The organism is Novosphingopyxis iocasae (genome assembly GCF_014334095.1).
Taxonomy (GTDB): Bacteria; Pseudomonadota; Alphaproteobacteria; order Sphingomonadales; family Sphingomonadaceae; genus Novosphingopyxis; species Novosphingopyxis iocasae.
Genome location: NZ_CP060495.1, coordinates 586,600 through 606,785, shown reverse-complemented (window position 1 = coordinate 606,785; position 20,186 = coordinate 586,600). Strand labels below are relative to the sequence as shown.

The 20,186-nt window shown below is 63.1% G+C and carries 18 protein-coding genes; 3 read left to right on the top strand and 15 right to left on the bottom strand.

Annotated elements, in window-relative coordinates; all coding sequences use genetic code 11:
• From H7X45_RS02895 to H7X45_RS02875, 5 genes are all read right to left on the bottom strand, one after another.
• Complete coding sequence (locus tag H7X45_RS02895) at positions 1 to 981, bottom strand: aminoglycoside phosphotransferase family protein (protein WP_187336951.1); 981 nt, start codon at positions 979 to 981, stop codon at positions 1 to 3.
• Complete coding sequence (gene tsaE / locus H7X45_RS02890) at positions 978 to 1,421, bottom strand: tRNA (adenosine(37)-N6)-threonylcarbamoyltransferase complex ATPase subunit type 1 TsaE (RefSeq protein WP_187336950.1); 444 nt, start codon at positions 1,419 to 1,421, stop codon at positions 978 to 980. The genes H7X45_RS02895 and tsaE overlap by 4 nt, the downstream gene beginning before the upstream one ends.
• Positions 1,422 to 1,429: 8 nt before the next feature.
• Positions 1,430 to 3,769 carry a sensor histidine kinase gene (locus H7X45_RS02885; RefSeq protein WP_187336061.1) on the bottom strand — a complete coding sequence of 780 codons (2,340 nt, stop codon included), beginning with the start codon at positions 3,767 to 3,769 and terminating at the stop codon, positions 1,430 to 1,432.
• A 184-nt stretch (positions 3,770 to 3,953) separates the two neighbouring features.
• Positions 3,954 to 5,357 (bottom strand): adenosylhomocysteinase, encoded by a 1,404-nt coding sequence (gene ahcY / locus H7X45_RS02880; RefSeq protein WP_187336060.1) that lies wholly within the window; start codon positions 5,355 to 5,357, stop codon positions 3,954 to 3,956.
• A gap of 126 nt (positions 5,358 to 5,483) precedes the next feature.
• Positions 5,484 to 6,047 (bottom strand): YqgE/AlgH family protein, encoded by a 564-nt coding sequence (locus H7X45_RS02875; RefSeq protein ID WP_187336059.1) that lies wholly within the window; start codon positions 6,045 to 6,047, stop codon positions 5,484 to 5,486.
• A 121-nt stretch (positions 6,048 to 6,168) separates the two neighbouring features.
• Here H7X45_RS02875 and H7X45_RS02870 point away from each other — a divergent pair, with 121 nt between their 5' ends.
• From H7X45_RS02870 to H7X45_RS02860, 3 genes are all read left to right on the top strand, one after another.
• Positions 6,169 to 6,642, top strand: a complete 474-nt coding sequence (locus H7X45_RS02870; protein WP_187336058.1) for a peroxiredoxin — start codon at positions 6,169 to 6,171, stop codon at positions 6,640 to 6,642.
• Positions 6,643 to 6,687: 45 nt separating this feature from the next.
• Complete coding sequence (locus H7X45_RS02865) at positions 6,688 to 8,097, top strand: AMP nucleosidase (protein ID WP_246449600.1); 1,410 nt, start codon at positions 6,688 to 6,690, stop codon at positions 8,095 to 8,097.
• A gap of 116 nt (positions 8,098 to 8,213) precedes the next feature.
• Positions 8,214 to 8,594 (top strand): hypothetical protein, encoded by a 381-nt coding sequence (locus H7X45_RS02860; protein ID WP_187336057.1) that lies wholly within the window; start codon positions 8,214 to 8,216, stop codon positions 8,592 to 8,594.
• An 86-nt stretch (positions 8,595 to 8,680) separates the two neighbouring features.
• Here H7X45_RS02860 and H7X45_RS02855 read toward each other — a convergent pair whose 3' ends face one another.
• From H7X45_RS02855 to ffh, 10 genes are all read right to left on the bottom strand, one after another.
• Positions 8,681 to 10,570, bottom strand: a complete 1,890-nt coding sequence (locus tag H7X45_RS02855; RefSeq protein ID WP_187336056.1) for a M2 family metallopeptidase — start codon at positions 10,568 to 10,570, stop codon at positions 8,681 to 8,683.
• 77 nt (positions 10,571 to 10,647) lie between these two features.
• A complete protein-coding gene (locus H7X45_RS02850; RefSeq protein ID WP_187336055.1) occupies positions 10,648 to 11,406 on the bottom strand; it encodes an alpha/beta fold hydrolase in 759 nt (252 codons plus the stop codon).
• A 102-nt stretch (positions 11,407 to 11,508) separates the two neighbouring features.
• The gene (locus H7X45_RS02845) at positions 11,509 to 12,534 is read right to left on the bottom strand and encodes an aspartate-semialdehyde dehydrogenase (protein ID WP_187336054.1); all 1,026 of its coding nucleotides are present in this window, start codon (positions 12,532 to 12,534) and stop codon (positions 11,509 to 11,511) included.
• A gap of 115 nt (positions 12,535 to 12,649) precedes the next feature.
• The gene (locus H7X45_RS02840) at positions 12,650 to 13,855 is read right to left on the bottom strand and encodes an APC family permease (RefSeq protein WP_187336053.1); all 1,206 of its coding nucleotides are present in this window, start codon (positions 13,853 to 13,855) and stop codon (positions 12,650 to 12,652) included.
• 172 nt (positions 13,856 to 14,027) lie between these two features.
• Positions 14,028 to 16,298: a S9 family peptidase gene (locus tag H7X45_RS02835; RefSeq protein WP_187336052.1), complete on the bottom strand. Its 2,271-nt coding sequence runs from the start codon at positions 16,296 to 16,298 to the stop codon at positions 14,028 to 14,030.
• A 96-nt stretch (positions 16,299 to 16,394) separates the two neighbouring features.
• On the bottom strand, positions 16,395 to 16,769 hold the full coding sequence (rplS, locus tag H7X45_RS02830) for a 50S ribosomal protein L19 (RefSeq protein ID WP_187336051.1): 375 nt from the start codon (positions 16,767 to 16,769) through the stop codon (positions 16,395 to 16,397).
• A gap of 4 nt (positions 16,770 to 16,773) precedes the next feature.
• Positions 16,774 to 17,514, bottom strand: coding sequence for a tRNA (guanosine(37)-N1)-methyltransferase TrmD (gene trmD, locus H7X45_RS02825; RefSeq protein ID WP_187336050.1), 741 nt, complete (start codon positions 17,512 to 17,514; stop codon positions 16,774 to 16,776).
• The gene (gene rimM, locus H7X45_RS02820; RefSeq protein WP_187336049.1) at positions 17,511 to 17,999 is read right to left on the bottom strand and encodes a ribosome maturation factor RimM; all 489 of its coding nucleotides are present in this window, start codon (positions 17,997 to 17,999) and stop codon (positions 17,511 to 17,513) included. The genes trmD and rimM overlap by 4 nt, the downstream gene beginning before the upstream one ends.
• Positions 18,000 to 18,129: 130 nt before the next feature.
• Positions 18,130 to 18,585: a 30S ribosomal protein S16 gene (gene rpsP, locus H7X45_RS02815; RefSeq protein ID WP_187336048.1), complete on the bottom strand. Its 456-nt coding sequence runs from the start codon at positions 18,583 to 18,585 to the stop codon at positions 18,130 to 18,132.
• 35 nt (positions 18,586 to 18,620) lie between these two features.
• Positions 18,621 to 20,078, bottom strand: coding sequence for a signal recognition particle protein (gene ffh / locus H7X45_RS02810; RefSeq protein WP_187336047.1), 1,458 nt, complete (start codon positions 20,076 to 20,078; stop codon positions 18,621 to 18,623).
• Between the last annotated feature and the right edge of the window lie 108 nt (positions 20,079 to 20,186).

Below are 20,186 nucleotides of genomic sequence, written 5' to 3'. Positions count from 1 at the left end.
TCAGCTTTCCGATCCGGCAGCGACAAGTTCGGACCGGCGGTCTTCGGGTACATTATCGTCAAACCACTGGCGCACCGAATCCAGCGCGGGATGCGCGAGATCGCGCTCCAACAGTTTCCACATGCGCGGCAGAAAAGCCAAATAACGCGGTTTGCCGTCGCGGCGCCAGAGGCGGGTGAAAATCCCGATGATCTTGGCGTTACGCTGCGCGCCGAGCAGGGCGTAATGCGTGCGGAAATCCTCGCCCTCGCCCGTCAGCTCGCAATAGCGATCCAACATGCGCGCCTCCAGCTCCTCGGAAACATCGCGGCGCGCATCCTGCAGCAACGAGACGAGGTCATAGGCCGGATGACCAGCGAGCGCGTCCTGGAAATCCAGAAGCCCCAGCCGATCCTCACCGATCAGCATGATGTTTTCGGCATGATAATCACGCAGCACTGTAACCGGCTTTTCCTGCGCGGCAATTACCGGCGCCAGCAGCTGACGCCACAGCGCATCATAGCCTTCCCGGTCCACCTTCAGATGCGCGGCAGGCGCGAACCATTCCGGCAGAAGCGCAGTCTCTTCCAGATATTTGGCCTCGTCATAAGCCGGCACATTGGCGGGCGGCACATCGCGCAGGGCAATCAATTCGTCGATCGCCTGCTCGTAAATGGCCGCCTCTTCCTCGGGATGATAGGCAAGATGCTCGCGCATCCGGCGATTGCCCAGGTCCTCCAGCAGGACAAGGCCGCGTGTCAGATCGCTGGCGATGATCTTTGGCGCGCGAAAACCGTGGCCTGTAAGATAATCGGCGATGGCAACGAACGGCGCCGGATCCTCGTGCGGCGGCGGCGCGTCCATCAGGACGCCGCGGTTGCCCGCCTCGTCTTCCACACGGAAATAGCGCCGGAAGCTGGCATCGCCGGCCAGCGGTTCGATGCGCGCGCCGGTCCAGCCGGCAGAGTTGAGGAAGTGCGGAGCGCCTGCGGGCGGGGTCATCGCGGTGGCCATCGGCCTTCCCAACTACGCGCCGCGTCCACTGTCAACCGCCGAGCAGCGCTGCCATCACGATCGATGCGGATGTGGAGCGCATCGGCAACAAAGCGCGGGTCCGCACGCTCAGGCCATTCTACGATCAGCGCGCCGTAGGAGCGCGCTTCATCCAAGCCCAGCTCTTCCAGTGCCGCAGGATCGTCCAACCTATAGAGATCGACATGCGAGACGGGCAGGCGCACTGCGGGCGGGTCATAAGGGTGAACCAGCGCGTAGCTGGGACTGGCCACTTCGCCTTGGTGCCCGAGCCCCTGCAGGATACCGCGCGCAAGAACCGTCTTGCCCGCCCCCAGATCGCCGGACAGCGCGATCAGGTCCCCGCGCCGAAGCTGCCCCGCCAGGCTGCGTCCCAGCATGAGCATTTCCGCCTCGTCCGAAATGTTCATCTTCCTGGTCACAAGCGTGGCAGCTCGATGGTGATCATGGTGCCCTCGCCCTCCTGCGATATCAGCTCCAGCGATCCGCCGTGCGCCTCCACCAGCTGCCGTGCAAAGGGCAGGCCGAGCCCGCCCGAACCGGCGGCGGCGTCTGCCTCCAGCCGGTTGAGCGCACGCGCCTGCGCTTTGGCATCCATGCCCGGTCCGTTGTCCGAAATGACGATGCGCACGCTGTGCTGGCTGCCGTCCGCGAAAACGAGCACGGCGGCATCGGTGCCCGCATAAGCGAGCGCGTTGCCCAGAACGTGATCGAGCGCCTGACGCAGGCGGCGCTGATCGGCCGGCACCGTGCCTGCACTGCCCCGGATATCCAGCCGCAGATCGATCCCGGCCCCCAGCGCATCGGCGCGATGGTCCTTCGTCAGCGCGCCGAGCAGGTCCACGATTTTCAACGGCTGCTTGTCGATCGGCAGCGCCCCGGCCTCGCCCTGGCTGAGATCGAGCACAGTGTTGATCTGGCCCGACAACCGCTCGACCGACTGGAGGATCGCGCCGACATATTCCTTCGCCTGCTCGCCCAATTCGCCCGCAAGACCGGCGGCGAGCATCTCCGCGAACCCCTGGATCGACGTGAGCGGCGTGCGGAATTCATAGCTCATATTGGCAAGGAAACGCCCCTTGATCGCATCCGCCTCGGTCAGCGCCTCGTTGCGTTCGCGCAGCGCCCGCTCGATGCGTTGGCTGTCCGAAATGTCGAGCATCGCGAACAGCGCGTTGCCGTCCGGCAACGGCAGCGTGGAAAAGCGGAAATAGCGTCCGTCGGAAAACTCCAGCGCGCCATCCCGCCGCGCACGACGCTCGGTCGCCGCGCGAACCGTCTCGCGCATCACCGCGGCCTTCGACGGATCGACCAGGCGGCGGGCCAGCGAAGCGATCAGCTTGTCGATATGCGGATGCCCGGCGAGCGCCTTTTCATCCGTCTCCCATATCTCGGCAAAGCGCTCATTCCACAGATTGAGGCTTCCATCGGAGCCGAACACGGCGATGCCTTCAAACAGATTGTTGAGCGTTGCCGTGCGCACCCGCAGCAACGTGTCGCGCGAACTGGCGAGCCGCGCCTGTTCGGTACGGTCCTCGAAGATTAGCAACAGCCCGGCATCGGGTGTGGGCTGGGCGAGCACGCGCAAATGCGTGTTGTCCGGCAACAGCCAGTTTTCCTGCACCGGCTCGGCCGACTGGAACCAGCTTTGCCGCTCGCTGCGCCAGGCTCCGAAATCGCGGACCTCGGGAGAACGTCCGGCATCGCGCATCCTGTCCAGCACGCGGGCGAAATCGGGCTGCTCGGCCAGCCATTCCTCATCCATGCCGAACATCCGTCGGAACGGCAAATTGGCGAACACCGCGCTGCCGTCGCCGTCGAACTGGACGACGCCGGAGCTCATGGCATCCAGCATGTCGCGCTGTGCGGAAACGAAGCTGCGATGCTTGGCCCGCGCTTCGGCAAGCTCCTGCATTTCGATCGCATAGCCTGCCACGCCGACATCGCCGATCGGCACGTCGACCACCATCATGTGGCGCCGATCGCCCTCGATCGTGACCGCGATTTCCCGCGTAATCGTTACACCCTTGTCGGTGGCTTCCTGCGCGACTGCGGCGGGCGAACGCCCTTCCACCGTCTCGATCAGTTCGGCGCCGGCCGCCACTACATCTTCGGCGGACGCCCCCCCGACAGCCTGCACGAATGCATCGTTCACAAGCATCAGCGAGCCGTCCGGCGCGCGGTGCCACATCGGCAGCGGCGCCGCCTCGATCAGGCCGGACAGGGCATGAAATGCACGCCGGGCAGCGTCCGCTTCGGCGGCTAGCCGCGCCTGATCGCGATGGGATTCGGAACGGTCGAAAAACCACAGAAGCGCTGCGCCATTCGGATAGATCTGACTGTCGGCGAGCGCGCCCTTGATACCCAGCGCCCGGTCGCTGCCTTCTACTGCGAAGCTGGCCTCGAAGGATTTGCCGGTGCGCTGGACGAGGCCGACCTGCTTGGACAGTCGCTCGATATCCTGGGGCACAAAGCCGCCGGGACCAGCTTCGGTCGAGAGGTCGGAAAGATGGCCGATCTTTCGCTCGATCCCGAGCCATCCGAGCAGCCGATCCGGCGTATCGACCTTGCCGTCCAGGCGAACGATCAGCGGGATGGCGGGTGCGGTCTCGATCAGACGGCCCAGCCGTGCGGTCTGGCGCAGGCTTTCTTCGGCGCGGCGGCGCATCGCCATACCGGTCCACACAGCCCAGGCACCGCCCAGCAACCACGCCCCCAGGACGATGCCGACCGCCGCCATCGAGAATGCATCGCTCATCCTTGCCGGGCTAGGCGAAGCGCTGCCCAGGTCAAGAGGGATGCGCAGGCATTGCACCTGCTCAAGCTCCTAAACCGGTTTCCTGATGCGCAGCCCAAACGCGAAAGAGCCGCAGGCGATGGGCCTGCGGCTCCTCATGTTCGTTCGACAAATCCCGCCGCAAGAAACGGCGAGGATCGTCCGATCAGTAGCGGTAATGCTCGGGCTTGAACGGGCCTTCCTGCTCGACACCGATATACTTCGCCTGCGCCTCGGTCAGCTTGGTGAGGTTCACGTTCAGCTTCTCAAGGTGCAGCGCGGCCACTTCCTCGTCGAGATGCTTAGGCAGCACATAGACGTCATTCTCATATTCGCCGGTCTTGTGCTTGGTGAACAGCTCGATCTGCGCCAGCACCTGGTTGGTGAAGCTGGCGCTCATCACGAAGCTGGGGTGGCCGGTCGCGTTGCCGAGGTTGAGGAGGCGACCCTTGGACAGAAGAATGATCCGCTTGCCGTCCGGGAATTCGACCATGTCGACCTGCGGCTTGATTTCGGTCCACTTCATGTTTTCCAGGGCACCGACCTGAATCTCGTTATCGAAGTGGCCGATGTTTCCGACGATCGCCATGTCCTTCATGCCGCGCATGTGCTCGATAGTGATGACGTCCTTGTTGCCCGTCGTCGTGACGAAGATGTCAGCGCGCTTCACGCCTTCTTCCATGGTGACGACCTCGAAGCCGTCCATCGCCGCCTGCAGGGCGCAGATCGGATCGATCTCGGTCACCAGCACGCGGGCACCGGCGCCGCGCAGAGAGGCAGCAGAGCCCTTGCCGACATCGCCGTAACCTGCGACGCAAGCCAGCTTGCCGGCCATCATCACGTCGGTACCGCGGCGGATGCCGTCGACCAGCGATTCCTTGCAGCCATATTTGTTGTCGAACTTCGACTTGGTGACCGAATCGTTCACGTTGATTGCCGGGAAAGGCAGCTTGCCTGCCTTCGACAGCTCGTAAAGGCGGTGGACGCCCGTGGTGGTCTCTTCGGAAACGCCGCGGATCGCCTCGACCGTCTTGGTGAGATAACCCGGCTTCTTCTCGATGAATTCCTTGAGGGCGCGCTGCATTTCGCGCTCTTCTTCATTTTCCGGCGCGTCCATGCTTTCGCCCGCCTCCATGCGCGCGCCCCACAGCGCGAACATCGTGGCATCGCCGCCATCGTCCAGGATCATGTTGCAGGGCTCATCGCCCCAATCGAAAATACGTGCGACATAGTCCCAATATTCGCCGAGCGTTTCACCCTTTACAGCGAACACAGGGATACCCTGATCGGCGATCGCGGCGGCGGCGTGGTCCTGCGTGGAATAGATGTTGCAGGTGGTCCAGCGCACATCCGCGCCGAGCGCGACCAGCGTCTCGATCAGAACGGCGGTCTGGATCGTCATGTGCAGCGAACCGGCGATCTTCGCGCCCTTCAGCGGCTTGTCCGATCCGTAACGCTCGCGCAGCGCCATGAGGCCGGGCATCTCGGTTTCGGCGATGGCGATTTCCTTGCGGCCGTAATCGGCCTGCGAGAGATCTGCGACGATATAATCCTGAGTGGCGGTTGCCATGATATGTCTCCTGGAGAGGCGTGATTCGTGGCCGTGCGGGGCGCGCACAGCCGATATGGTGCGCTCCATAGCGGCTGTGCAGGCAAATATAAAGAAAACTTTATATGTGGGTGAGCGGCGGCCCGATCAGGCCGCGCCGAAGCCGCTCGACAGCATGGCGGGGTCGATGCCCGCGCTCCGATAGGCCGCGCTCCAGACATGCTCGGGCCCTTCGCCGAAGAGCACATCAGTATCGCAATCGGCAAGCAGCCAACCGGGCCGGGTCATCTCCTCTTCCAGCTGCCCGGCATCCCAGCCGCTATAGCCCAAAGCCAGACGCCAGTTTTCCGGTCCCCTGCCCTCTGCAATGTCCGTAAGAATGCTGAGACTGGACGTCAGGCCCCAGCGGCCAGCGACATCCACTGTATCGCTGCGCTGATAATCCAGGCTGTGGATCACGAAGCCGCGTTCGGTCTGGACCGGCCCGCCTTGCAGCAGTGGCTGCCCTTCTGCCGGCCCGTCGGCCTCCAGATCGAGCTGGCGAAACACTTCGGCGGCGCTCACGCCATCCACCGTGCGGCCCAGATCGATTCCGAGCGCCCCCTCTTCATCGTGCATGCACATGGCGATCACCGCGCGTTCAAAGCGCGGATCGCCCATGCCCGGCATGGCAAGCAGGCAGCGACCGGTGAAGTAGATGGGTTGCGTCATAGCAGTTCAACATAGGGGCCGTAGCGCAAGCGTCCAGCTTGCGGCGGGCATTGCGGGGATGAAAGTTTCGCGCCAAGGACCATATGCAACGCTCCCTAGAGTCCCGAGAAAGGAAACAGGCATGTCCATCAAGGAAGGCGATACCCTCCCCAAGACCCAGTTCATCACCATGACCGAGGACGGCCCGCAGCCGGTTGATTTCGATCAGTTTTTCAAGGGCCGCAAGGTCGCGCTCTTCTCCGTGCCTGGCGCCTACACGCCCACCTGCTCGGCGCGTCATCTGCCCGGCTTCGTCGACAAGGCGGACGAGCTGAAGGCCAAGGGCATCGATGAAATTGCCGTCACTGCCGTGAACGACGCCTTTGTGCTCGGCAAATGGACCGAAGATGCCAAGGACATCACACCGCTCGCCGACGGCAATGGCGAATTCGTGAAGGCGCTGGATCTTACCATGGACGGCACCGGCTATGGCATGGGCACGCGGGGCCAGCGTTTCTCCATGATCGTGGACGACGGCGTCGTGACGAAACTGAATGTCGAGCAGCCCGGCGATTTCCGCGTCAGCTCTGCCGATCACATGCTCGAGCAGCTATAAGCGAGGGAGGTTCGGGCCATTACTCCGGAAAAGATCATCGAGGAATTGCGGCGGCGCTATGAAAGCGCCGTCGCGAACCTGCGCGCCGACCTGATCGCCTATATCAAGGACGGTACCGCGCCCTCACCTTCTGCGCGGGCCGAGGGGCGTTACGCCTATCCTGAGCTCACCATCCGCTATGAAGGTGAAAAGCGGGATCGGCATCGCACCACATCCTTCGGACGGCTGGTGAGCGCAGGTAGCTATGCCAGCAGCATAACCCGGCCCGATCTCTTCGAGGATTATCTGACCGAGCAGTTGAAACTGCTCGATGCGCAATATGAGATCGAAGCGGATATCGGCGCTAGCTCTCAAGAGATTCCCTATCCCTATGTGCTGGACGCAGGCAGCGGGCTGGAACTGGGCGGCGTTGCGTCGCTGGAACTGGCGCGCCATTTTCCGACCACGGATCTTGCCGATATCGGAGATGAAGCCGCGGACGGCCTCTTTGTGGCAGCGCCTGGCAAACCGTCGCCGCTCGCATTGTTCGATGCCCTGCGCACAGACTTCTCGCTCGCGCGTCTGCGCCACTATACCGGCACCGCGCCGGAACATTTCCAGCGTTATGTGCTGTTCACCAACTATCACCGCTATATCGACGAATTCGTCAGCTGGGGCTGTGAGCAGGTCGGCAAGGGCCGGTTCAGCGCGCTGGCGGGCGCCGGCGGCCTGTTGATCGACCAGTCGCATGATGCACCGGGCGATCTTGTTGCCGACAGCACATGGCGCAAGCACCAGATGCCCGCATATCACCTGATCGGGGAAGACCGCAGCGGCATCAGCCTGGTCAATATCGGCGTCGGCCCCTCCAACGCGAAGACGATTACCGATCATCTGGCCGTCCTGCGGCCCGAGGCATTCCTGATGATCGGCCATTGCGGCGGCCTGCGTCCCTCGCAGCGGATCGGTGACTTCGTGCTGGCCCACGCCTATCTGCGTGATGACCATATTCTGGACGATGTGCTGCCCACCGAAATTCCGATCCCGGCCATTGCAGAGGTGCAACAGGCACTGGCTGAGGCGGCAGAGGAAACGCTGGAGATCGATCGGGACCAGTTGAAGCGCCGCATGCGCACCGGCACTGTCGTGACCACCGATGACCGCAACTGGGAGCTGCGTTTCTCGGACAGCGCACTGCGTTTTTCGCAGAGCCGCGCGGTCGCGATCGACATGGAATCGGCCACCATCGCCGCGCAGGGATATCGCTTCCGCGTACCCTATGGCACGCTGCTATGCGTTTCGGACAAGCCGCTGCACGGCGAAATCAAGCTGCCGGGCCAAGCCAACCGTTTCTACGAAGAGTCGGTTTCGGCCCATCTCCAGATCGGGATTGCAACCTGCGACAAGCTGCGCGCAACCGGAGCGCAGCTGCACAGCCGTAAGCTGCGTGCCTTCAACGAGCCGCCGTTCCGATAGGGTCTCGGGCAATCTCGCCTCTTTTTCGCAGGTGCGTCATCAACTTGTTGTCGTTTGGAAACAAGTCGCGCGCTCGTGCATTGATTGAGCGAGATTGAACGAACAGGAGACCAAATATGGTAGACGCAAAGAGCACCACGACCACTCCCCCGGCCAAGAAGTCGACCACCGAGAAAGCGAGCGACGGCATCAAGTCTGCTGGCAAGAAAGTGTCCGACAGCAGCAAGGCGGCCGGTAAGAAGGTCGGCGAGTCGGCAAAGTCGGCATCGGAGTCGGTCAAGGCTGGCGCGCAGAAGACGAGCGAAACCGTGAAGGCCAATCCTGGCAAGACCGCAGCCGTCGTTGGCGGCATGGCAGCGGCAGCTGCTGCGGCAGTGGTCGGCACGAAAGTCTATAAGGACAAGAAAAAGAAGGACGCCGCGCGCGCCGAAGTCGACAAGGTCGGCATGCCGGAAATGCGCAGTGGCTCGACCAAGGTCAATCACGACAAGAAGTGATCGACTGATCTTACAAAGGAAAAGGGCGCCGTCGCGGCGCCCTTTTTTTTCGGTGACTGAAAGTTGAGCGTGGAACCGCGCGCGGTTCACCAGCCGCAGCTACGCCCCTTGTTCTGTTTTTTCAGCCAAGCCTGAAGCGGAGCAAAATATTCCAGCATCGCTTTGCCGGACATTTCACGGCTGCCCGTGAACTTCTCCAGCGCATCCGGCCAAGGGCGCGAGGCACCCATTTCCAGCATGGCGTTCAGCTTCTCGCCGACTTCCTTGTTGCCGTAGAAGCTGCAACGGTGGAGCGGCCCCTTCCATCCGGCGGCATCGCAAGCAGCCTTGTAGAACTGGAACTGCAGGATGCGCGCCAGGAAGTAACGCATATACGGCGTGGTCGCCGGAATATGATATTTCGCGCCCGGATCGAAATCCGCCTCGGTCCGCTGCACCGGCGGGGTGACGCCCTGATATTCCAGGCGAAGATCATCCCAGCCCTTTTGCAGGCCATCGCTGGGGATCGAACCATCGAACACGCCCCAGCGCCATTTATCGACCAGCAGGCCGAAGGGCAGGAACGCCACCTTGTCCATCGCCTGACGCAGCAGCAGGCCGATGTCCTTGTCCGCGCTCGGCACCTGCGATTTGTCGAGCAGCCCGATCTGGGTCAGATATTCCGGCGTGATCGACAGCGCGATCATGTCCCCGATCGCTTCGTGGAAGCCATCGTTCGCCCCGTTGAGATAGAGGAAGGGCTGCTTGTTGTAGGCGCGCTGGTAGAAGTTATGGCCCAGCTCGTGATGGATGGTGACGAAATCATCCGCATTGACCTTGATGCACATCTTGATGCGCAGATCGTCGACATTGTCGAGATCCCAAGCCGATGCGTGGCACACTACTTCGCGGTCACGCGGTTTGGTGAATAGCGAACGGTCCCAGAACGTTTGCGGCAGCGGCTCAAAGCCGAGCGAGGTGAAAAAGCCCTCGCCGGTCTTCACCATCTTCAGCGCATCGTAATCCTTCGCTTCGAGCAGTTCGGTGACATCATAGCCAAGATCGCCAGCACCTTCGGGCGCCACCACATCGTAGATATTGCCCCATTCCTGCGCCCACATATTACCTAGCAGGTCGGACCTGATCGGGCCGGTGGCGGGCTGCACCTCGTCGCCATATTTCTCGTTCAGCTTGGTGCGGACATAACAGTGCAGCTCATCATAAAGCGGCTTTACGTCATTCCACATCTTGTCAGTCAGCGCGGTGAAGTCCTCGGGCGGCATGTCATAAGCTGAGCGCCACATCGATCCGACGTCGCTATAGCCCAGTTCCGTCGCGCCCTGATTAGCGATGGCGACCATGCGGATGTAATCGTCGCGCATCGGCGCACCCACATTGGTGTTCCAGCTGGTCCACATCTCTTTCAGATCGGCAGGGTTGCGGTTGGTCCCCATAGCCGCTTCGATGTCGCTACCGTTAATCGGTTCACCGTTCAGCGTGCCCTTGCCTTTGCCATATTGGGACTGGAGCGAGGTGGAGATGGTGTTCAACTCCGCCGCTGCACCCGGCGTGGTCGGCGCCGGAAGTACGATGCCGCCACGCAGCGTATCGAGCTTGCGCTTGGTATCGTAATCGAGGCCCGGCACATCGGCAAAGCGCGCAGCGTCGTTCGCGAAGCCGACCGACATTTCGGTCCCGATGGTGCCGAAATAGGCCGCCAGCGCATCGGTATCGTCCGTGATATAGGTCGCGTTGGTCCAGGCGGCCTGCGCTGCGGGCAGCGAGAATTCGGCAAGCTTCGTTTCCGCCGTTTCCACGAACGCCTCCGCCTCGGCCTTGCTCGGCACGACAGCATCTGAGTCGGGCGCGGGGGCCTCGCTGGTGGTCGATCCATTGTTGCCGCCGCGGCCTACGGCCTGCGCATAAGCCGGGGCTGCCGCGGCCAGGCTGGCGGCGGCCAGCGCTACGAACGAAATGCTGCGATGAAATCTGGTCACGGGAAATACTCTCCTGGATGGCGCATTGGCTGCGCTGTCTTCGATGCGCCGGACCGTGCCGCCTGCCGGATGGGCCGTCAAGCCGCCAGAAAGCGCGCCATCGCCTCGCCAAGCTCCGGCTTGGTTACGCAGGACATATGCGTTCCGGGAATCCAGTCGAGCGTGGCATTGGGCAACTGCTCGGCCAGCGCCTCGGGCGAGCCGTTGTCGCGATCATCGCGGCCACACAGTACCTGCACCGGCGTGTCGATATTGCTGAAGTCTTCGATCGCAGCCTCGGGGATCGAGGCGAGAAGATGGCCCATCGCACCGCGATCGATCTTCTGTGTCTTCATGAACTGGATCGCCATCCAGTGCGGATCGCCGCGCTTGGCCGTCTCATAGGCTGCCAGCGCGTCCACGAAAAAGGTGCGCCGCGTGCCCCAGCCCGAAAGGCCCTCCAGACCCATGCCCGAGAGAATAGCCTTGCCCGGCTTCAATCCCTTGCCGAGCAACCGCGCCGTCGTGCGCGCGCCAAGCGAGAAACCGCCGAGATCGAAGTCTTCGAGGCTGTAATGCGCAATCAGATGCTCGGTATCGCGCACCAGCACGTCTTCGGGATAGGCTTCCGCCTCGGTTGGCGCGGCGCTTTCGCCATGGGCGCGAAAGTCCGGCATGATCACGCGGAAACCTTCGGCCGCCACCTTTTCGGCATGGCCGAAGCGAATCCAGTTGGTCTGAGCTTCGGAGAACAGGCCGTGCAGCAACATTACCGGCCGCCCCTCCCCCATGATATGGACGGCTAGCTCGGTGCCGTCGAAGGAGGGCACGGTTTCTTTGGTGGCGGTCTTGGTCATGCCAGAAGACCTAACCAGCGGCGGCGATGAAATCCACCGCGCCGCTGGGAAAGTGCGTCTTTTGGCAGTGGCCGCGCTCGGCGTGACCGAGCTGCCCCAGTCTCAGGCCTTTTGCAGGTGCTTCTGACCCAGCAATTCGGCGATCTGGACCGCGTTCAGCGCGGCGCCTTTACGCAGATTGTCGGAGACGCACCACAGTGAAAGGCCATTGTCGACGGTGGGGTCCTCGCGGACACGGCTGATATAGGTCGCGCCGTCGCCCACGCATTCCACCGGCGTGACATAGCCACCGTCTTCCTGCTTATCGACGAGCATGATGCCCGGCGCCTCACGCAGGATATCGCGTGCTTGCTCCGCCGTGATCTCGTCCTCGAACTCGATGTTCACCGCCTCGGAATGGCCGACAAACACGGGCACGCGCACGCAAGTTGCGCTCATCTTGATTTTGGGATCGAGGATCTTCTTGGTCTCGACCACCATCTTCCACTCTTCCTTGGTCGAGCCGTCTTCCAGGAAGACGTCGATATGGGGAATGACGTTGAAGGCGATCTGCTTGGTGAAGACGTTCTGGCTCTTCTCGTCATTGACGAAGATCGCGCGGGTCTGTTCGAACAGCTCGTCCATACCCGCCTTGCCCGCGCCGGAGACCGACTGGTAGGTCGCCACCACCACGCGCTTGATCTTCGCGGCATCGTGCAGCGGCTTCAACGCCACCACGAGCTGCGCGGTCGAGCAATTTGGGTTGGCGATGATATTGCGCGCCTTGTACCCGTCGATCGCGTCGCCGTTCACTTCCGGCACGATCAGCGGCACGTCCGGGTCCATGCGATAGAGCGAGCTGTTGTCGATCACGACGCAGCCGGCGGCGGCAGCCTTCGGCGCATAGGTCTTGGAGGCGCCCGATCCGGCGGAGAAGAGGGCGATGTCCCATCCGGCGAAATCGAAATGCTCGATATTCTTCACCTTCAGCATCTTGCCGGTTTCGCCGAACTCGACCTCGCTGCCCACCGAGCGAGAGCTGGCGACGGCGGCGATCTCGTCGATCGGGAATTCCCGCTCGGCCAGAATGTTCATCATTTCCCGGCCGACATTTCCCGTCGCGCCAACCACGGCCACCCGATAACCCACTTCTTATCTCCTTCTCGTCCGGCGAGCGCATGCCGGAGAACCTGCTGCATAGCAACAAAGTGGTATGTGCACGGCCAAAAGCAACGCTTTGGCGGGCTGACCCTGCGCTACGCCATCACACGAGGCCAGCGAGATGCGCTGCAAGCACCAGCGCAGCAAGGATCGCGCCCGCCGCGCCCGCTATCGATATCCATGTCTCGCCCGCACCGCGCCGAACCGCGAGTATATTCACCAGCGCAAACACTGTCAGAAAAACGAAGCTCGCCGCCTTCACCAGCGGATCGAGCCCGCCGAATAGCGCCAGCAGCGCCGCCACTCCGGCGATAAGCACCGTGGCGAACCAAGGCACACCGTCGGCCAGCGTTTTGCTGAAGACGCCCGGCATACCGCCCGCCTCCGCCGCGCGCTTGCCGAGCCGCGCGGTCGAGAAAATGGTCGCATTGATGGCGGACGCAGTCGAGAGCACTGCGGCAATCGTTACGGCGATGAAGCCGGGTGTCCCCGCCGCTGCCCGGCCCGCAATGGCCAGCGAGATTTCCTTGTTCTTGATGATGGCATCCGCGCCGATCAGCATCGCCGTGCCGAGCGCGACCAGAATGTAAACCAGGATCACCGACGCGACCGCCCAGATCATCGCCCGTTCCACGTTCCGATCGGGATTTTCCATTTCGTCATAATCATAGGCGAGGAGCTGGAAGCCCTCATAGGCCATGAACACGCTGGCCGCCCCGACAACCGCACCGAGGATATGCGACTGATGGGAGGCCGCCCCCGCACTGGCGGCCAACTGGTCCGGTGCCCACTGCAATAACCCGATTCCGGCGAGCGCCAGCAGGATGGCGAGTTTCGCCCAAACCGCGAAAATCTCCACGCCCGCGCTTTCCTTCACGCCGATCAGATTGACGCCCGCCAGGATCGCGATGGCGGCGACGGCGGAGGCTGGCTTCAGCCACTCCGGCCCACCCAGCGCATCGGCGAGATAGGCGCCGAAAGTGTAGGCGTAGACCGCAACCGTCAGCGTATAACCGATAAAGAGCATCCACACGGCAACCTTCGCCGCGCTCTGATGGTCGCGCTCATGCAAATAGGCAAACGCCCCGCCCGCGCTGCCATGATGGCGGGTAAGCCTGCCATAGCTATGCGCGGTGGCGAGTGCGATCAGACCGCCGATCAGAAAGCTGGCCCAGGCCCATGAACCAGCAACGGCGATGACCACGCCGAGGGTAGAGAAGATGCCCCCACCAATCATGCCGCCCACTGCCATCGACCAGGAGGCGTTCAGGCTGAGCTTATGAGGCTTGCTGTCGCATTCAGATGCCATCGGCTCACGCTCCGTCCTTGCGCAGCATTGCCGGTCATCGGTTAAGCTGGGATATGTTAAACGACCATGCGGCGCGTTGGTTCGCCCTTCATTCCGCGTTGCGGTATATTCCCGGTCGGCGACGCCGGGCAGCGCCGCCGGGATTTAGCTTCGGAGCCGAATTCGTGCGTCGCTATTGCGCCGCGCCCTCTTCCTTCGGTCCGACACCACGGCGATCGAGGAAGTTCAGGATCGTGTGCCACACATGCGGGCTGATCTTCGGTCCGCCGACGCTGTGCGTCTGGCCGGGGTAGAACATCATCTCGAACGGCGTATCGCTGCCCTGCAATTTCGCAGCGAGCTGGGTGGCGTTCTGGAACACGACATTGTCGTCCGCCATGCCATGGATGAGGAGCAGCGGATCGCTGATCTTTTCCGCATTGGCCAGCGCCCCGGCGCGCTCATAATTATCGCCCTCGCTCGGCATGCCCATATAGCGTTCGGTATAATGCGTGTCGTATAGCGTCCAATCGGTCACCGGCGCCCCGGATACGCCCGCGGCGTAGAAACCGGGCGCGGCCTCGAGCAGCTTCAACGTCATATAGCCGCCATAGGACCAGCCGTAGATCGAGACACGCTCGGGATCGACGAAGGGTTGTTCTTTCAACCAGCGCGCACCCGTGAGTTGGTCTTCCACCTCCACCGTGCCCATCTTCTTGTAGAGCTGGTCCTCGAACGCCTTGCCGCGGTCCGGCGAACCGCGCCCGTCGATCGAGAACACAATCCATCCCCGATCGACCAGATATTCCTGCAAGGGACTTACCCAGTCGCGCTTGACCTGCCGTCCTGCCCCCGGGCCATTATAGTGCTGTACGAACACAGGATATTTCTTCCCCGGCTCGCGCTTGGGGCTCATCATCTTGTAATAGAGCGTGCTGCCGTCCTCTGCCTTCAGCGTGCCGAATTCGGGCACGACGTGGCTGGCGAGATAGGGCGCATAAGGGTGCGAGGCGTCCAGCTTGTTCTCGCTGATCCAGAAGCTGCGCTTACCGTCGGCATCCGCCAGATAGGTTTGCGGCGGCTGGGTGGGGCTGGAACGCGTCACCAGCATGGCGCGGGCCTTGCCGTCCATGTTCGCGCCGTTCCACCAGCCCTCCTCGGTCAGGCGTTCCACCTCGCCCTTGCCGTCCAGGCGAGTGCGGTAGACATGGTTTTCCAACGGCGTTTCGCGATTGCCGCTGAACCAGACGAGGCCCTTGTCCTCATCCAGCCCGATGACCGATCCGACCACCCAGTCCCCGCTCGTGAGCTGCGTCCACTTGCCCGCCTTCCAGCGGTAGAGATGGTTGTAGCCGGTTCGCTCCGAAGACCAGAGCAGGCTGCCGTCCTTCAGCGCGCGGAAATTGCTCGAGAGGTTGGTGAAGCGCGGCTGCTCCTCGGAAAACAGCACCTCGCTAGCGCCCGTCGCCGGGTCCACTTTCAGTAGATCGATCTCGGTTTGCGGCCGGTTCTGGCGCTGCACATACAGCGTCTTGCCATCCGGCGCCCAGTTCACCCGCGCCAGATAGATGTCGGAATTGGCCCCCATGTCGACCTTCACACGGTCGCTGCCATCCGGGTTCATGACGTAAAGATCGACGATCGCATTCGGTGTGCCGGCAGCCGGATAACGCTGATCGTACACCTCGGTCCCGTCTGCGCCGATCGCCGCGCGCGTCACCACGCCGACTGGGCGATTATTGACCCGCGCCACCGCGATGCGGCCATCGCCGGGTGCCCACCACTGGCCGGTGTCGCGGTCCATTTCCTCCTGCGCCACGAACTCGGCGACGCCCCATTCGACGTCGGTTGGTTCTTCCGGCGTGATGGCGTTGGCGGTGCTCACGTCAATCGGCTGCACCATCAACCGCCCGTCCCGCACGAAGCTGAGATAGCCGCCGCCGGGGCTCAGCGTCGGGTTGAGCTCGCCCTCCGGCGTATCGGTCAGACGGCGCACCTCACCGTCGCGGCCCGCGAGATAGAGATCGCCGTCAAGCGGCACCAGGATCGACCGGGCATCGGACGACCATTCGTAGGAGACGATGCCCTTCAGGCTTCCGATGCGGGCGCGTTCGCGCTGCATCTTTTCGGCCTCGCTTAGCGCGGCGCCGGAGCCAACCTTTTCGCTGTCGACCAGCATGCGGCTCTCGCCCGTATCCAGGTCGATGGCCCAGAGATCGTAGCGCTCCTTCTCATCCTCCCGGTTCTTCAGCAGCGTCACCATCGATCCGTCAGGTGCCAGTTTCAGGCCGCGCGGCATCGGCCCGCTGAGCGACGGACTGCCGAAGATGCGCTCCAGCGTCAGCGGCTGCTGCTGGACAGAGGCTTGCGGCATCGGCTGGGTATCCGTGGTCTGGGCAGTGGCGGGGATGGCGACGGTAAGGCTGGTGGCGGCAAGAAGTGCCAGAACGGCGGTGCGCTTCATGAACGGTCCCGGAGACAAAGGAAAAGGGCGCACGGATCGCTCCGTACGCCCTTCATGCTAGCAGCCGCGCGTTGCCGCGCAAGGCTGGCTTGGTTCTTATGCGCCCTTGGCAGGACGAGGGTCGCGACGCTCGGCAATACGTGCGCGCTTGCCGGTGCGACCGCGCAGATAGTAGAGCTTCGCACGACGCACGACGCCGCGGCGAACCACTTCGATCGAATCGATGTTCGGCGAGTAGAGCGGGAAGACGCGCTCGACGCCCTCACCGAAGCTCATCTTGCGAACGGTGAAGTTGGAGCCCATGCCGCGGTTCGAGCGCGCGATGCACATGCCCTCGAAGTTCTGGACGCGGCTACGCTCGCCCTCGACCACCTTCACGCCGACGCGCAGCGTGTCGCCCGCGCGGAATTCCGGAATATCCTTGCCGAGTGCTTCGATCGCTTCGGCTTCAAGTGTCTGAATGATGTTCATGGCATCAATCCTCTTTCGTTTCTCGCCGCGCGCCAGAGGGCGACCGATCCGGAACACCCCTGTGGCGTTCCCATAGATCCGGCCGCCGTGACCGTGTGATCTCTTCCGCCTTGGCTTTACGCCAGGCGGCGATTTTCGCATGATCCCCCGATCGCAGCACTTCAGGGATCGTGCGCCCTTCCCATATTTGAGGTCGGGTATAATGCGGATATTCAAGGAGGCCGTCTTCGAAGGACTCCTCCTCACCACTGGAAGCCGCGCCCATTACGCCGGGAAGCAGCCGGATGCAAGCGTCCAGTAGCGCAAACGCGCCGATTTCGCCACCCGAGAGCACATAATCGCCGATCGACACTTCTTCGATCGGCCGCGCATCGAACAGGCGCTGGTCGAACCCCTCGAAGCGTCCGCAGAGGATGGAGACGCCCGGCCCCGCCGCCAGATCGCGCACTCGCGTCTGCGACAACGGGCGTCCACGCGGTGTCATAGCGAGCAGCGGAGCATTGGGCTGCGCCTCCAGCGCATGATCGACGGCGCGCGCCAGCACGTCGGCGCGCAGCACCATGCCCGCGCCGCCGCCTGCGGGCGTGTCATCGACGGACTTGTGCTTGTCCTCGGCAAAATCGCGGATCTGGATGGGCGAGCAGGACCAGCGCCCGTCCGCCAACGCCCGTCCCGCCAGACTGATGCCCAGCGGCCCGGGGAACATCTCCGGATACAGCGTCAGGATTTGCGCGGCGAAGGTCACGCCTCGTCGTCGAGCCACGCCGACGGAATGACGATCGCCTCCGCGGACTCTTCGGTCTGCGCGACAGGGACGAGCAGCGTCTTGCCTTCGATCAGATCGATCTCGATCAGATCGCCGGCGCCGAAGTCCTCCACCGCGAGAACGGTGCCGATGGTTTTGCCGTCCGGCGTGGTGCAGGGCCGCCCGATCAGGTCGACATGATAATATTCGCCCTCTTCCAGCGCCGGCAGCGCTGAGCGGGGGACGGTAAGTTCGGTGCCGCGCAGCGCCTCGGCGGCGTTGCGATCGGCGATTTCGGCGAAGCGCGCGATGGCGCCGCCCTTGTTAGGGCGTATGCCCGATGGCGTCAGCTTACCGCCATTGAAACTCTTGTGACGCTTCAGGCCCGCCAGGTCGTCGGTGAACAGCTTCAGCCGCACTTCGCCCTGCACGCCATGTGCGCCGGTGACGACGGCCAGAGTGACGGGTTTGTCGGACAGGTTCATGATATGTGTGAGCGCAGGCTTCTGGCAGTGCAGGCATCAGACGGGGGGGAGAGCGCGGCTCCCCTCCCCGTTGATGGCCATCCGAAACCCGGACATCTGCCCCTCCCGCAAGCAGGAGGGGAGACGGCGATCAGCCCTCAGCCTTCTCTTCGCCTTCGATAGCCTCGGCAACCACCTCTTCGGTGGTCTCTTCCTTGGCTTCGTCGGAAGCAGGCGCGTTCTTCGCTTCTTCCTCGGCGGCCTTGGCGGCGGCAGCCTTTTCCTCGCGCTCCTCGGCGCGTTCCTTGGCCTTTTCGCCCGGCTCGGCCTTCTTCGGGTTGTTGCGGGCCTTGCGCTCGACAACGCCCGCGGCGTCGAGGAAGCGGGCGACGCGATCGGAAGGCTGCGCGCCTGCTGCGATCCAGTGCTTCGCGCGCTCGACGTCGAGCTTCACGCGATCTTCGCTGTCCTTGGGGAGCAGCGGGTTGTAGCTGCCGATCCGCTCGATGAACTTGCCGTCACGCGCAGCGCGCGAATCCGCCACCACGATCTTGTAATAAGGGCGCTTCTTGGAGCCACCGCGCGAAAGACGCATTGCTACTGCCATTGATATATTCCTTCTTCGTCAGTCGTTTGTTTGAGTTACTTGCGTTTCTTGTTCATGAGATTGGCGAGCTCCGGCGGCAAACCGCCCCCGCCCACTCCGGGCATGCCGCCCGCGCCGGGACCGCCGATGGCGCCCATCGCCTCTTCCAGATTGCCGGACTTGCCGAACATCGCGGCCAGCCCCTTCAATCCGCCCATCTTGCGGATGCGCTTCATCGCGCGCGCCATTTCCTGATGCATCTTCAGGAGCTTGTTGACGTCTTGCACCGTGGTGCCCGAACCGATCGCCACGCGGCGCTTGCGCTTGGCGTTCATCAGGCCGGGCTTCTTGCGCTCCTCGCGCGTCATCGAACCGATGATCGCGTCCATATGCACCAGCATCTTGTCGTCCGCGCCGCTGGCGGCCATCGCCGCTTTGGCCTTTTTCATGCCCGGCATCATGCCCGCGAGCGCGCCGAGGCCGCCCATCTTGGTCATCTGCCGTAATTGGGAGCGCAGATCGTCCAGATCAAACTCGCCCTTGGCCATTTTCTTGGCGAGCGCTTCGGCCTCATCCGCCTCGACAGAGGCGGCGGCCCGCTCCACCAGTCCCACGACATCGCCCATGCCGAGGATGCGACCGGCCACGCGTTCAGGGTGGAACTGCTCCAGCGCTTCGGGCTTCTCGCCCGTACCGACGAACTTGATCGGGCGGCCGGTGACGGCGCGCATCGAAAGCGCCGCGCCGCCGCGCGCATCGCCGTCCATACGGGTCAGCACCACGCCCGTCAGCGGCACCTGATTCGTAAAGCTCTGCGCGACGTTGACCGCATCCTGGCCGGTCAGCGCGTCGACCACGAGCAGCGTTTCGGCGGGCTGCGCGGTATCGGACACCGCGCGCATCTCGTCCATCAACTGCTGATCGACGTGCAGACGGCCCGCGGTGTCGAGCATCAGGACGTCGAAACCCTGCAGCTTGGCCGCCTGCATTGCGCGCTTAGCGATATCGACCGGCTGCTGCCCGGCCACGATGGGCAACGTCGCGACGTCAACCTGCGTGCCGAGCGTCGCCAGCTGTTCCTGCGCCGCCGGACGGTTGACGTCGAGCGAGGCCATCAGGACCTTCTTGCGGTCCTTGTCCTTCAGTCGCTTTGCGATCTTGGCGGTCGTCGTCGTCTTGCCCGAGCCTTGCAAGCCGACCATCATGATGACGGCTGGCGGCGTGACCGCGATTTCGAGATCAGACGCTTCGGACCCGAGCATGCGGACGAGGCCGTCATTGACGATCTTCACGACCATCTGACCCGGCGTTACCGATTTCAGGACCGACTGGCCGATCGCCTCGTCCGTAATCGACTCGACGAACTCGCGCACCACCGGCAACGCCACGTCCGCTTCGAGCAGCGCGATACGCACCTCGCGCAGCGCCGCGCGCACGTCCGCTTCGGACAGCGCGCCCCGGCCCTTCAACCGATCGAACGTGCCGGAAAGCCTGTCGCTCAGCTTCTCGAACATAACCCAAAAACCTTTCAGCCCAGCGCCAAACGCAAAAATCGCCGGTGGGCGAAAACTCGCCGACCAGCGCGATTGCTTAAGACAACCGGATAGCTTGATGGCTGCCCC

Excerpts from the sequence above, each read along its gene's own strand:
- H7X45_RS02895 (WP_187336951.1), bottom strand. The coding sequence starts at position 981 with ATGACCCCGCCCGCAGGCGCTCCGCACTTCCTCAACTCTGCCGGCTGG.
- tsaE (WP_187336950.1), bottom strand. The coding sequence starts at position 1,421 with ATGAACATTTCGGACGAGGCGGAAATGCTCATGCTGGGACGCAGCCTG.
- H7X45_RS02885 (WP_187336061.1), bottom strand. The coding sequence starts at position 3,769 with ATGAGCGATGCATTCTCGATGGCGGCGGTCGGCATCGTCCTGGGGGCG.
- ahcY (WP_187336060.1), bottom strand. The coding sequence starts at position 5,357 with ATGGCAACCGCCACTCAGGATTATATCGTCGCAGATCTCTCGCAGGCC.
- H7X45_RS02875 (WP_187336059.1), bottom strand. The coding sequence starts at position 6,047 with ATGACGCAACCCATCTACTTCACCGGTCGCTGCCTGCTTGCCATGCCG.
- H7X45_RS02870 (WP_187336058.1), top strand. The coding sequence starts at position 6,169 with ATGTCCATCAAGGAAGGCGATACCCTCCCCAAGACCCAGTTCATCACC.
- H7X45_RS02860 (WP_187336057.1), top strand. The coding sequence starts at position 8,214 with ATGGTAGACGCAAAGAGCACCACGACCACTCCCCCGGCCAAGAAGTCG.
- H7X45_RS02850 (WP_187336055.1), bottom strand. The coding sequence starts at position 11,406 with ATGACCAAGACCGCCACCAAAGAAACCGTGCCCTCCTTCGACGGCACC.
- H7X45_RS02840 (WP_187336053.1), bottom strand. The coding sequence starts at position 13,855 with ATGGCATCTGAATGCGACAGCAAGCCTCATAAGCTCAGCCTGAACGCC.
- H7X45_RS02835 (WP_187336052.1), bottom strand. The coding sequence starts at position 16,298 with ATGAAGCGCACCGCCGTTCTGGCACTTCTTGCCGCCACCAGCCTTACC.
- rplS (WP_187336051.1), bottom strand. The coding sequence starts at position 16,769 with ATGAACATCATTCAGACACTTGAAGCCGAAGCGATCGAAGCACTCGGC.
- rimM (WP_187336049.1), bottom strand. The coding sequence starts at position 17,999 with ATGAACCTGTCCGACAAACCCGTCACTCTGGCCGTCGTCACCGGCGCA.
- rpsP (WP_187336048.1), bottom strand. The coding sequence starts at position 18,585 with ATGGCAGTAGCAATGCGTCTTTCGCGCGGTGGCTCCAAGAAGCGCCCT.
- ffh (WP_187336047.1), bottom strand. The coding sequence starts at position 20,078 with ATGTTCGAGAAGCTGAGCGACAGGCTTTCCGGCACGTTCGATCGGTTG.